The organism is Nocardiopsis sp. SBT366, from assembly GCF_001083815.1.
GTDB classification, from domain to species: domain Bacteria; phylum Actinomycetota; class Actinomycetes; order Streptosporangiales; family Streptosporangiaceae; genus Nocardiopsis; species Nocardiopsis prasina.
Genome location: NZ_LAVM01000007.1, coordinates 93,006 through 105,746 on the forward strand (window position 1 = coordinate 93,006; position 12,741 = coordinate 105,746).

The 12,741-nt window shown below is 72.0% G+C and carries 8 protein-coding genes; 2 read left to right on the top strand and 6 right to left on the bottom strand.

Annotation, left to right across the window (positions count from 1 at the left end; translation table 11 throughout):
- Positions 1-584: 584 nt before the first annotated feature.
- The 6 genes from ADX84_RS03620 to ADX84_RS03645 form a co-directional block, all read right to left on the bottom strand.
- The gene (locus ADX84_RS03620; protein ID WP_049567421.1) at positions 585-2,027 is read right to left on the bottom strand and encodes an FAD-dependent oxidoreductase; all 1,443 of its coding nucleotides are present in this window, start codon (positions 2,025-2,027) and stop codon (positions 585-587) included.
- Complete coding sequence (locus tag ADX84_RS03625; RefSeq protein ID WP_049567425.1) at positions 2,024-4,159, bottom strand: molybdopterin oxidoreductase family protein; 2,136 nt, start codon at positions 4,157-4,159, stop codon at positions 2,024-2,026. The genes ADX84_RS03620 and ADX84_RS03625 overlap by 4 nt, the downstream gene beginning before the upstream one ends.
- Positions 4,156-5,541: an MFS transporter gene (locus ADX84_RS03630; protein ID WP_049567429.1), complete on the bottom strand. Its 1,386-nt coding sequence runs from the start codon at positions 5,539-5,541 to the stop codon at positions 4,156-4,158. Before ADX84_RS03630 ends, ADX84_RS03625 begins: the two co-directional genes overlap by 4 nt.
- Positions 5,542-5,893: 352 nt before the next feature.
- The gene (locus ADX84_RS03635) at positions 5,894-6,271 is read right to left on the bottom strand and encodes a DUF2255 family protein (protein WP_049567432.1); all 378 of its coding nucleotides are present in this window, start codon (positions 6,269-6,271) and stop codon (positions 5,894-5,896) included.
- 221 nt (positions 6,272-6,492) lie between these two features.
- Positions 6,493-7,902 (bottom strand): sodium:solute symporter, encoded by a 1,410-nt coding sequence (locus tag ADX84_RS03640; protein WP_049567435.1) that lies wholly within the window; start codon positions 7,900-7,902, stop codon positions 6,493-6,495.
- Positions 7,903-8,012: 110 nt separating this feature from the next.
- Positions 8,013-8,846, bottom strand: a complete 834-nt coding sequence (locus ADX84_RS03645) for a MurR/RpiR family transcriptional regulator (RefSeq protein ID WP_049567438.1) — start codon at positions 8,844-8,846, stop codon at positions 8,013-8,015.
- Positions 8,847-9,005: 159 nt separating this feature from the next.
- On the opposite strand from ADX84_RS03645, the gene ADX84_RS03650 reads away from it, so the two are divergent.
- Both ADX84_RS03650 and ADX84_RS03655 read left to right on the top strand, forming a co-directional pair.
- Positions 9,006-10,253 carry an amidohydrolase family protein gene (locus ADX84_RS03650; RefSeq protein WP_049567441.1) on the top strand — a complete coding sequence of 416 codons (1,248 nt, stop codon included), beginning with the start codon at positions 9,006-9,008 and terminating at the stop codon, positions 10,251-10,253.
- A gap of 726 nt (positions 10,254-10,979) precedes the next feature.
- Positions 10,980-12,545: a BCCT family transporter gene (locus ADX84_RS03655; RefSeq protein ID WP_049567444.1), complete on the top strand. Its 1,566-nt coding sequence runs from the start codon at positions 10,980-10,982 to the stop codon at positions 12,543-12,545.
- Positions 12,546-12,741: the final 196 nt, after the last annotated feature.

Consider the following 12,741-nt stretch of genomic DNA (forward strand, 5'->3'; position numbering starts at 1 on the left):
TGTGCGCGGCTCCTCCTGCTGCGGGGGCTGACTGTCCTCAGGCAACCTCCCGGGTGTTTCCCCCGGGTCAGTCAGGCGTGTCGCGACTGTTTCGTTGTGCTGCCACCACAGGTGAGAGGCACGTGATTCCGTGGGGCATGGAGCGGTACGGCCCTGGCACCCCGGCGGGAGGAGCCGGTGCGGCCATGGCGCCCCAGTGGGGCGAGGCATGGAGCGGTACGGCTCTGGCATTCCAGCGGGAGGGGCGTGGAGCGGTACGGCTCTGGCGCCCCAGCGGGAGGAGCCGGTGCAGCCCTGGCACCCCAGCGGGGCCGGGTGGGGCGATACGCCCCTGGCGCCCCAGTGCAGGCAAGGAGCCGTACGCCTCTGGCACCCAAGCGTGGAGAGGCGTGGAGCGGTACGCCGCTGGCACTCCAGCGGGAGAAGCCCGTGCGGCGCTGACGCCCCAGTGGGGCGGGGGCATGGAGCGTTACGCCTCTGGCGCCCCAGCGGGGCCGGGGCGTGCGGCGATACGGCCCTGGCGCCCCGGCGGGACGGACCGGTGGCGGCGCCGAACCCTTCCGCCCCTTCGGAGGGGATGGGGATCACCCCACCGGGGTGCCCCCCATCCCCGAAAGCAGGGCCTGGACGTCGCGCACGCAGCCGCCGCAGCCGGTGGTGGCCCGCGTGCTCTCGGCGATGGCCTCGCGGGTGCGGGCGCCGTCCAGCCATGCCTGTTCGATGTCGTTGCGGCTCACGGCGTTGCAGCGGCACACCTGCGCCTCCCCCGCCTCCTGGGGCTCGGGGGCCGCGGTGGGCAGCCCCTGGAGCAGGGCCAGACGGTCGGAGGGCACCGGGGCGCCGGTGTCGTAGAGCTGGGACAGGGTGGCTGCGACCTCGGGGAAGCCCAGCAGCACCGCGCCCACCACCTTCTCCTCGCACACCGACAGCTTGGCGTAACGACCGCCGTAGGGGTCGCTGATGGTCACGGTCTCCAGGCCCTGGGCGTCCTCGTCCTCGTGGACCCGCCCGAACGCGGTCAGTTCGATGCCCTCGGCCTTGAGGCGGGTCAGCGGCCGGGCCCCGGTGTAGGTCGCGTGGGGAGCGGTGCCGGTCAGCCGTCCGGCCAGGACGGCGGCCTGTTCCCAGCCGGGCTGGACGAGTCCGGCACCTCCACCAGGGTGCTGGGCGCAGTCGCCGATGGCGTGCACGCGGGCGTCGGAGGTGGCCAGGCGGTCGTCCACGACGACGCCGCGGTCGACCACGATCCCGGCTTCGGAGGCCAGTTCGGTGTTGGCACGCACCCCGGCGGTGACCACCAGGGCGTCGCCGGGCAGGACCCGGCCGTCGTCCAGTTCCAGACCGGTGCCGGGGATCCAGCGCGCGGCGACCCGCCAGGAGTGCACCTCCACGCCCAGGGCGGCGTAGCTGGCGGCCAGGACGCGCGCGGCCCCCTGGTCGATCTGTCGGCGCATGATCCAGGGGGAGGACTCCACGAGCGACACCCGCATGCCCCGGCCCACAAGGCCGCGTGCCGCCTCCAGCCCCAGGACGCCGCCGCCCAGGACCACCACGGGGGCGCCGGGTCGGGCCAGGGCGAGCAGACGCTGGCAGTCCTCCAGGTCGCGCAGGGCGCTCACCCCCTCCCCCGGACCCTCGTCCGGGGCGCGCACGCCCGGGATCGGAGGGAGTGCGGCGCGCGCCCCGGTGGCAAGGACGAGTTCGTCGTAGGGCAGTCGGGAGCCGTCGTCCAGGGTGATGGTCCGGCGTCGTGTGTCCAGTGCGGTGGCGGCCACGCCGGTGCGCACGGTGACGCCGGGGCCCCCGGGGGCGGGCAGGCGGATCTGCTCCGGGGTGTAGTCCCCGGCGAGCACGCCCGAGAGCAGGACCCGGTTGTAGGCGGGGTGGTGTTCGGTGCCGACCACGCTCACGTGCACGCGTTCTCCGGCCGGGTCCAGGCGGGCCGTCTCCTCAGCGAAGCGGGCACCGACCATCCCGTTGCCGACGACCACGACCCGGCGCGGGGGCGCGCCCTGCACGGTGTTCAACTGCTGCCTCCTGGTGTGGGGGTGTCGGCCGGGTCGGGGGCTCCCCGGCTGCTCCGGACGGGCGGGGCGGGTTCCAGGCGCACCGCGCTGACCTTGAACTCGGGCATACGGCTGGTGGGGTCCAGCGCCGGGTGGGTGAGGTTGTTGGCGGACTGGGCCCCGGCGAAGTGGAAGGGCAGGAACACCGTGTCCAGGCGGGCGGTGGGCACCAGACGCACCCTGGCGTCGGTGTGGCCGCGGCGGGAGGTGACGCGGGCCCGGTCCCCGGCCGCGAGCCCGGCGCGCGCGGCCGTGTCGGGGTGCACCTCCACGTACGCCTCGGGTTCGGCGCCGTCGAGTTCGGCCACACGGCGGGTCTGGGCGCCCGACTGGTAGTGGCCCATGAGCCTGCCGGTGGTGGCCACCAGGGGGTAGTCGGAGTCGGTGGTCTCGGCGGGGGGACGGTGGGCGACCGGGACGAGGCGGGCCCGCCCGTCCGGGTGAGCGAAGGAGTCCAGGAACAGGCGGGGGGTGGACTCGGTGGGAGTGCGCACCGGCCAGTACAGCGCCTGGCCGTCGGCCAGGCGCTGGGGGGTGACCCCGGAGTAGTCGGCGGCTCCTCCGGCGGAGGCGCGGCCGAGTTCGGACAGGACGGTGTCCGGGTCGGTGGGGAAGCGCTGGACGGGTTGTCCCAACCGCACGGCCAGAGCGGAGAGGACCTCCAGGTCGGTCCACACCCCGTCGGGCGGGGCGAGGGCCCGGGCGCGGCGCAGCACGCGGCCCTCCAGGTTGGTCATGGTGCCGCTCTCCTCGGCCCACTGGGCCACGGGCAGGACGACGTCGGCCATGGCGGCGGTCTCCGAGAGCACGAAGTCGGCCGCGACCAGCAGGTCCAGGGAGTCCAGGCGGGCGCGTACGCGTGCGGTGTGGGGCGCGGAGACCACGGGGTTGGAGCCGAACAGCAGCAGGGCGCGTGGTCCGTCGGTGGTACCCAGGGCGTCGAGGAGTTCGAAGGCCGAACGGCCGGGCCCGGGCAGGGCACCCGGGTCCACTCCCCACACCCCGGCCACGTGGTCGCGGGCGCGGGGATCGTCGATGCGGCGGTAGCCGGGAAGCTGGTCGGCCTTCTGGCCGTGCTCACGCCCGCCCTGACCGTTGCCCTGCCCCGTGATGCACCCGTAGCCCGAGCCCTGGCGGCCGGGCAGCCCCAGGGCCAAGGCGAGGTTGATCCAGGCCGAGACCGTGTCGGTGCCCTTGGCGTGCTGTTCGGTGCCTCGTCCGGTGAGCACGTAGGCGGAGCGGTTGCGAGAGGCCCGGCCCAGGAGGTCCGCGGCGGCGCGAATGCCCGAGGCGGGAACGCCGGTGACCTGTTCGGTGCGTTCGGGCCACCAGGCGGCGGCGTGCTCCCAGGCGGCGTCGAACCCGGTGGTGCGTTCGCCGACGAACTCGTCGTCGCACCAACCCCCCACGCGCGCGGCGTGCAGCAGTCCCAGTGCCAGGGCCAGGTCGGTTCCGGGCCGCGGAGCCAGGTGGATGCCGCCGTGGTCGAGGGCGACCTGCGCGGTGGCCGAGCGGCGCGGGTCGATGACGATGAGGGTGGGCGCGGACAGGTGGCCCATCATCGGCGGCATGGTCTCGGCGGGGTTGGCCCCCGCGAGCACGACCACCTCGGCCTCGGCGACGTCGGTCAGCGGGAAGGGCATCCCCCGGTCCAGGCCGAAGGCGCGCGTGCCCGCGGCGGCGGCCGAGGACATACAGAAGCGGCCGTTGTAGTCGATCTGCGAGGTGGCCAGGGCCAGGCGGGCGAACTTGCCCAGGGTGTAGGACTTCTCGTTGGTCAGACCGCCGCCCCCGAAGACCGCGACGGAGTCGGGTCCGGATTCGGCGCGCAGGGACAACAGGCGTTCGGCGACGTGGTCCAGGGCGGTGTCCCAGTCGGTCTCGACCAGGTCGGAGCCGCGGTCCTTGCGCAGCAGGGGGCGGGTGAGCCGGTCGGGGACGGTGAGGACCTCAGCGGAGGTCCACCCCTTACGGCACAGCCCGCCCCGGTTGGTCGGGAAGGGGGCGGGATGGACGGCCAGGCGCCCGTCCGTCCCCGGTTCCAGGCGCATGGCGCACTGGAGCGCGCAGTAGGGGCAGTGGGTGGTGGTCATCGGGCCGTGGCCCGGACGGGCTCGTCGGCGGAGGCGGAGCGGGAGGGACGCCGCAGGTACACGGTCCAGGTCACCACGGCGCAGAGGAGGTAGAAGGCACCGAAGGCGACGAAGGCCGGGGCGCTGGAGCCGGTCGCGGCGAAGGCCTCGCGGAAACCGACGTTGATGGCCACCCCGCCCAGGGCACCGACCGCGCCGATGAGACCGAGCATGGAGGAGGCCACGCGCTTGGTGCGGGCCAGGGCCTGTTCGCGGGGTTCCCCGGCTGCGATGGCGTCCTCGGCACGGGCGGCGTAGATGGAGGGGATCATCTTGTAGGTGGAGCCGTTGCCCAGGCCGGTGAGGACGAACATCACCGCGAACGCACCGACGAACAGGACCAGGTGCCCGGCCTGGACGGCCAGGACGAGCACGGTCGCGCAGGCGGCCATGGCGGTGAACACCCACAGGGTGACGCGTGCCCCGCCCAGGGAGTCGGCCAGTCTGCCGCCGACGGGGCGGATGAGGGAACCGACGATCGGTCCCAGGACGGCGATCCCGGCCGACTGCACGGGTTCCAGGCCGAACTGGGCCTGGAGCAGCAGCCCGAAGGCGAACCCGGTGCCGATGAAGGAGCCGAAGGTGCCCACGTAGAGCAGCGACATGATCCAGAAGTGGCGGTCGCGGGTGGCCGACAGCTGCCCGGCCACGTCACCGCGCACGTGGACGAGGTTGTTCATGGACCGGTGGGCCCACCAGGCCGACAGCAGGATCAGCGGCGCGTAGAACAGCGGGACCAGGTACCCGGCGGAGGTGGTGAACAGGGCGATGACGGCCAGTCCGACCAGTTGGACGGTGGCGACCCCGATGTTGCCGCCGCCCGCGTTCAGGCCCAGGGCCCACCCCTTCTCCCGCTCGGGGAAGTAGGAGTTGATGTTGGCCATGGAGGAGGAGAAGTTGCCGCCGCCCACACCCGCGGTGGCGGCCAGGACCAGCAGCAGCCAGAAGGGGGTGTCGGGGTCGCGGATGAGGAAGAAGGCGGCGACGGTGGGGACGATGAGCGTCAGGGTGGCGATGACGGTCCAGTTGCGTCCGCCGAAGACGGGCACGGCCAGGGTGTAGGGGACGCGCAGGACGGCTCCGACCAGGGTGACCACCGACAGCAGGAGGAACTTCTGCTCGGGGGTGGTGGAGAAGCCGTGTTCGGGGGTCATGAACAGCACGAGCACCGACCAGATGCTCCACACGGAGAAGCCGATGTGTTCGGAGGCGATGGAGGCCCAGAGGTTGCGGCGGGCCACGCGGCGTCCCCCGTCGTTCCAGAAGCCCTCGTCCTCGGGGTCCCAGCGGGAGATCCAGCTCCTGCCGGTGCGCGGCGCGCGTCGGCCTGTTCCGGGGGTCACGGGGGTGCCTTCCTGCTTGACGGCTGTCGACGAGTCCGAAGGTAGGAAGGCCGCGTTGCCTGGGGGTGTCCAGCAGTAACACGCGGGAAACAGTCGGCTCACTCGGAGGGCGCGGCCGTGGTGAGAAGACCTGTCGGCGCAGGTGGGAAAGTAGTGCTCCGCCTGTGCCACAGCAAGTGGCGTGAGCCCCTTTTGCGCTGATGTGTGCGGAATCACTGCATGAGTCGATCTCCGACGTGCCCGACGAGGATCCCGGTTCGGCCCTCGCCTCCTGGCAGGTGGCGTCTCGGAGGAAGTGGTGGGCCTTGACGGAGAGGCGCGAGCGGCCCGGGTGAGGTTCGCGCGGCAAGGCTCAGGACTGGTCCGGTACCAGCCTCATCGTGGTGGCACGGGCGTCCGGGCCCGTGATCTGGTCGACCGCGGCGGAACCCGCCCCGTACTTGGCCCGGTAGGCGGCGTCGATCCGGTCGTCCAGGGAGTGGTCGGCGTCCTCGAAGGCCACGTCGGCCTCCACGCCGTCCGCGCTGACGTGCCCGGCGAGGTGGTCACGGGTTCCCCGGTACCAGGCGGCTCCCGACCCGTTGACGGACCGGACGTAGAGCTCGTCGCCCTCACGCACCACCCAGATGATCCGGGAACGCCGCAACTCCCCGTCATCGCCTCGGGAGGTGATCCGAATCTCCCCCGTGCCGCCGATCCCGTCGAGCTGCTCCTCGGTCCACCCGCTCATCGGTGCCCTCCCCGCTTCCGTCACACGACGTCCTCCCCACCCTTTCCAGGGACTCCCGGCCGGACACGGCCCTTTGCCCAACCTGTGGGGAGCGGCTGCCGATTCTTGGGAACCGGAACGGGGCGTGGACCGACCCCCGTGAGGGTCGGCCCACGCCCCGAGGGTGTGGGGTCCGGGCCCGTTGCGGGGCCCGGCACCGCGACGAGCGGTGCGTGTCCCGGTCAGTCCACGCCCGCGGCCTCCAGGGTCCGGGCGTCGGGCGCCTTGGTGAGCATGCTTCCGACGAACAGGGCGAGGACGGCGGCGGGCAGCGCGATGATCACGCCGTTGAATCCGCCCGGGGCTCCGGCCACCTCCCAGCCGATGGTGACGGCCGTGCCCGTGATCAGCGCGGCCACGGCACCGGTCGTGGTGGCGCGCTTCCAGAACAGGACCGCGAGCACGGCCGGGGTGATCGCCGCGCCGTAGACGGTGTACGAGTACATCTGGAGGTCGAGGACCGTGGGGAAGTACAGACCCAGGGCGACCGCGACCAAGGCGATGGCGACGACGGACAGACGCTGCACGACCAGGGTTCCCCGGTCACTGATCTTGTCCCCGCCGAACCTGGCGAACAGGTCGAAGGCGATGTTGGAGGCGCCGGAGAGCATGAACGACGAGCCGGTGGTGACGACGAACGCGACGGCACCGGCCAGCAGCAGCCCGCCGATCAGCGTGGGCAGGTGGCCGTCGGTGGCCAGGCGCAGGACGGACTCGTCGCCGTTGATCCCGGGCATGAGCACGGCCGCCGAGGTGGCCAGCATGATCACCGGAACGAACACGAAGAAGCTGGCGATGAGCATGCCCAGCGTGGAGTTGCGGGCGGCGCGCTCGTCCTTGGCCGCGGCCAGCCGCTGGTAGAGGTTCTGGTCCGCCAGCAGCAGCAGGAACAGCGGGAGGAAGTAGCCGAGCAGCTGGAGCGGGCTGAGCCCACCGCTGGGCGTGCGGGCCGCCTCGGGCAGACCCTCCCAGTAGAGCGGCAGGCCTCCGACCGCCACCAGGATCAGCGGCACGGCCACGATCAGCGCGCCGAAGACGAGGATGGCCGAGACGAAGTCGGTGTAGGCCACGGAGAACAGGCCGCCGGTGACGGTCAGGATCGTCACGACGGCGGCGACCACCAGGGCGCCCTGGGTCGTGGTGAGCGGGGTGATGAGGGCGAGGACGTAGCCGCCGCCGACGAACTGCGAGGCGACCAGGCCGATGTAGGCGATGGTGGTGACCACCGCCGCCACCGTGCGCACCCCGGTGCCGAAGCGGGCTTCGAGCAGTTCGGGCACGGTGTGCCGGGCGGCCCTGCGGATGCGGCGCGCGGCCAGCAGCAGGACCAGGATGCCCAGGGGCGTACCGGCGAAGAAGATCATGCCGGCCATGGGGCCGTGGTTGTAGGCGAAGTTCGCTCCACCGATGATCGTTCCCGATCCGACCCACGTCACGATGAGGGTCGCGATCATGACGGGCGTGGACAGGCTCCGCCCGGCGAAGAGGAAGTCCTCGCCGGTGCGGACCTTGGAGGAACGGGAGTAGTACAGGCCGATCCCGATCATCACCAGCAGGTAGGCGGTGATGAGGACCAGGTGGGTCGTTTGCATGAGCTGCCTCAGGAGGGGACACGGTGGGGTGAACTGCGGGTGAAGCCCGATGTAACCAGCAACGATGTCAATTATGCAATGCTTGTTGCATCTGGTGTGTCTCAGATCACCTAGAAGAGCTCGGCCCGTCGCCAGAGTTCCTCGGCCCGCCTGACCGACTCCAGCGCCGACTCTCCCCCGGCTCGCGCCAGTTCCGCCAGCACCGCGTGCACGACCGTCATCGCCGCGGTCAGGGACGGGAACATCCCCACCCCCTCACTGGGCACGGCCACGACGTGGTCGGCCAGCACGCCAAGAGGCGAGTCGCGCCGGTCCGTGATGAGGGCGATCGACACGGACTCCTCGGCGGCGATCTCCACCGCGCGACGCAGCGCGACCGGCAGCATCCACAGGTCGCAGACCACGAGCAGGTCACCCTCCCCCATCCTGGCCAGCGCGTTGGTCAGGGCGGTGCCCCCGGAGTCGAGCGAACGCACGTCGTAGCCCATGATCCCGGCGGCGTGGGAGAGCTGGACCCCGGGCGCGGCGAAGGTGCCCGAGCCCAGGACCAGGGTGCTCCGAGCACCGTGGATGGCCGCGGCCACGGCCCGCACCCGCTCGGGTTCGAGCGTCCGCTCCAGCAGCCTCAGGTTCTCCCGGTCCGAGCGCACCGCCGCCCGCACCGGGTCGGTGTCGGAGCCCGCGTGCTCGGCCAGCACCTCCCCCGCGCTGAGCGAGGCCAGGTAGCGCGAGCGCAGCTCCACCCGCAGGGCGGGCCATCCCGTGAACCCCAGCTGCTGGGCCGCGCGCACCACCGTGGCGACGTTGACCTCGGCCCTGGCCGCCACCTCGGCCGCGGTCGCGTAGGAGGCGAAACGGGGCTCGTCGCGCAGGACGTGCAGAACCCTCTCACTGGCCCTGCCCAGGCGCCCTCGCTCCAGGGTCTCCTCGATCCAGTCCGCCATCGGCCTTCCCTCCGTTCGAGCGGTCCGGAACACCCGGGTCGCGCCAACCCAGCGATACCACCCCCGTTCGACAACCGAAGCCAGATGCAACGTATATTGCATTGCATCGCTGCGGCTCGCCCCGCACCAGACCGCGCACCCGACCCCTGGAGGTTCCCCGTGTCCGACGGCCCCCGGCCCACCGCCTACACGAACACAGCCCTGCTCGACCCCGAGACCGGTTCCCGCACCCCCGGGTCCTGGCTGCTCGTCGAGGACGGCGTCATCGCGGCACGCGGCGCGGGCGAGGTACCGGTCTCCGTGACCGAACGGGCGGAGACCACCGACCTCGGCGGGGCCACCCTCATGCCCGGCCTCATCGACGCCCACGTCCACGTCACCGCGCTGAGCGCCGACCTCGGCGCGGTCGGCGACCACTCCCCCTCCTACGTCGCCGCCTTCGCGGCCAGATCGCTGTCCGACATGCTCGGCCGTGGCTTCACCACGGTGCGCGACGTCGGCGGGGCCGACTGGGGGCTCGCCGAGGCCGTGGACGACGGCCTCGTGGACGGCCCCCGCCTGGTCTTCGGCGGCAAGGCCCTCTCGCAGACCGGCGGGCACGGCGACTTCCGTCCGCGCGGCCGCCACGGCACGGACCAGCACGGGTGCTGCCCCGGTGCCGGTCTGGTCTGTGACGGTCCCGTCGAGTTCCGCAGGGCCGCCCGCGAACAGCTCCGCACCGGCGCGCACCACGTCAAGGTGATGCTCTCGGGCGGGGTGGCCTCACCCACGGACCGGATCGACTCCACCCAGTCGTCGGAGGACGAACTGCGCGCGGTCGTCGAGGAGGCCGAGGCCGCGAACCGCTACGTCACCGGGCACGCCTACACCGCACGCGCGGTCAACCGAGGGCTGCGCCTGGGTGTGCGCTGCATCGAACACGGCAACCTGATCGACGAGAGCAGTGTCGAGCTGTTCGTGGAACACGGGGCGTTCCTGGTGCCGACCCTGGTCACCTACCGCGAGCTGTCACGTCAGGGGGCACGCAACGGGCTGCCCGCCGAGAGCCAGGCCAAGGTGGACACGGTGCTGCACCGTGGGCTGGAGGCGCTGCGGATGGCGCACGAGGGCGGCGTGCGCCTGGTGTTCGGCACGGATCTGCTCGGGGGCATGCAGTCGCACCAGAGCGCCGAGTTCTCCATTCGCGGCGAGGTCCAGCCCGCGGCCGACGTGGTGCGTTCGGCCACCAGCGAGGCCGCGGCGCTGCTCGGTCTCGAGGGCGAGGTCGGCACGCTGCGCACGGGGGCGCGGGCCGACCTGATCGTCGTCGACGGGGACCCGCTCTCCGACCTCTCCCTGCTGGCCGAGCCCGAGCGGGGCGTGCGCACGGTGCTGCGTGACGGTGTGACACGGCGCACCAATTCGTAACGATCCCCGCCCCACCGGGGCTCGGACAGTGCGCTCGCGATCCCGTACGGGGTCGCGGGCGCACATCCTCGTGTCACGCCCGTTCGTGTCCACGCACGGGGCCTTCGTCCGCTTCTTCACACTGAAGTGAGGCCGCCCCCGGATCGATCCGCTCGCCTCCGACGGGGCCGACCGGTCCCGACTCGACTCACCGCCGAGGTGGCGCCCCCGCTCCCACATGCGAGTACGCTCTTCGGAGGCCACTTCCAGCTCTTCGGCCCCGTGGGGCTCGACCACTCCCGCACCGACCCTCGAAGGTCGGTACGCGAAGGTCGAACCACGAGCGGTACCCGGTCCGGAGCTGCGCGGAGGCCTCCTGAGTCAGTGCCCACCCGTGCTGTCGACCTCGCCGGGCGCCGACTCGGTCAGGGGCCGTCCCAGCCGTGGCGGCCACCGACACCCGCGTCGCGGACTCCTTCCGCGGCGCTGTTCTCGTTTCCCGGGTTCCGTCACGCTCGCCTCGACGCCGATCGTCCCGCCGCTCCGTTCGGCACGAAGGGCGCCTGTCGCCATGTGCGCTCCGGGACGGTTCCCCGGATCCCGACCTTCCACAGACGAACAGGCGGTTCACTCCCGTGCGACGCTCACCCGACCCCAGAACGGTCGTACTCCGCTGCCCACCGCCGTGCGACGCCCCCCGCGTGTCCCCCGTGACCGCGGCGCGTATCGCCCGAAAGGTGTCCACACATGAATGACGCTCCGACCGGCCGAAGAACCGTCGGAGTGGTCTTCTGGGCCTCTCTGGCGATCTCCGCGCTGTTCGTGGTCTGGGGCGTGATCGCCCCGGAACACCAGATGAACACGATGAACTCCGCCCTGAACGCGATCACCTCCGGATTCGGCTGGGCGTACCTGCTCCTCCCCCTCCTGCTTCTCGCGCTGCTGGTCGGACTGGCCTTCAGCCGCTACGGACGCGTCCGGCTGGGCGCCGACGAGGACCGCCCCGAGTTCGCCACGCACACCTGGATCGCGATGATCCTCTGCGCGGTGATGGGCATCGGTCTGGTCTCCTACGGCATCGCCGAGCCGATCTCGCACTTCGCCGTCCCGCCGCACGACCTCGCCGAGCCGGGAACCCCCAAGGCCGCCGTGCTGGCGCTCCAGTACTCGTTCTACGACTGGGGCCTGCACGCCTGGGCGATCTTCGCCGTCTTCGGTCTGGCCCTTGGGTACTCGATGTACCGCAAGCAGCGCCCCGGCCTGGTCAGCGCGCTGTTCCGGCCTCTCCTGGGCCGGCACGCCGACGGCCCCGTCGGCAAGGCCATCGACGTCTTCACGGTGTTCGCGACCCTGTTCGGCACCACCACCTCGCTCGGCCTGGGCGCGCTCCAGATCGACAACGGTCTGAACCGCATCGTGGGCACGCCCACCGGTGCCACCACCCAGGTCGTCATCGTGGTCGTGGTGACGGTGCTGTTCAGCCTCTCGGCGGCCTCCGGGGTCAAGCGGGGGATCCGCTACACCAGCGAGATCAACCTGTCAGTGGCCTCGGTGCTCTTCCTCTTCGTGCTGTTCCTTGGCCCGACGGCGTTCCTGGTCTCCCTCTTCCTGGAGTCCCTGGGCCAGTACGGCAGCGAGTTCCTGCTGATGAGCCTGCGGGGTCCGGCCTTCGGTGACACCGAGTGGCTCCAGGGGTGGACCTACTTCATGATGGCCTGGTGGGTGTCCTGGGGCGCCTTCGTCGGCGTGTTCCTGGCCCGCATCTCGCGCGGCCGCACGATCCGCCAGTTCATCCTGGTCGTCCTCGGGATGCCCAGCCTGGCCTTCTTCGCCTGGTTCTCCGTGTTCGGCGGCTCGGCCATCGACCTGGACCTGAACGGGGGCACGGACATCGCGGGCGCCACCGCCGCGGACCTGAACAGTGCCTTCTTCGTGACGCTGGCGGAGTTCCCGCTGCCCATGGTGACGGCGACGCTGGTGGTGATCCTGGCGGTGCTCTTCTTCGTCTCCGGGGCCGACGCCAACACCTACGTGCTGGGCATGCTCACCACGCACGGGTCCATCCAGCCCCGGACGCCGATCCTGCTGCTGTGGGGGGCGGTGACCGGCGCCCTGGCGATCATCCTGTTGATCTCGGGGGGTCTCAACGCCCTGCAACAGACCGTGATCGTGGCCTCGGCGCCCTTCCTCGTGGTCATCGTGGGCGTGGTGGTGAGCTTCCTGCGCGACCTGCGCACCGAGCCCGCCGCGGCTCCCTGCCAGCACCACGACCACGGCGCGGCCCAGGAGGACGCACCGGTCCGCACGGGCTGACGGCCGGGCACCGGCACATCGCGACAACGCCCCGGCCGCCACGGGACCACCCGTGGCGCCGGGGCGCGCCCGTGTCCGCCTGCCCTTCTGGACGGCGGGGAGCCGCTCCGGTTCACTGTGATCGCCACGGGGAACCTCCCCGCGCTCCACGGCCGCCCGATCCGATCACTCCCCACCCCCCTGGGAGCCCCCATGC

What these genes read in the sequence shown, in the direction of transcription:
- ADX84_RS03645 (WP_049567438.1), bottom strand. Translation starts at nt 8,846, where the DNA reads ATGGCGGACTGGATCGAGGAGACCCTGGAGCGAGGGCGCCTGGGCAGG.
- ADX84_RS03635 (WP_049567432.1), bottom strand. Translation starts at nt 6,271, where the DNA reads ATGAGCGGGTGGACCGAGGAGCAGCTCGACGGGATCGGCGGCACGGGG.
- ADX84_RS03625 (WP_049567425.1), bottom strand. Translation starts at nt 4,159, where the DNA reads ATGACCACCACCCACTGCCCCTACTGCGCGCTCCAGTGCGCCATGCGC.
- ADX84_RS03640 (WP_049567435.1), bottom strand. Translation starts at nt 7,902, where the DNA reads ATGCAAACGACCCACCTGGTCCTCATCACCGCCTACCTGCTGGTGATG.
- ADX84_RS03655 (WP_049567444.1), top strand. Translation starts at nt 10,980, where the DNA reads ATGAATGACGCTCCGACCGGCCGAAGAACCGTCGGAGTGGTCTTCTGG.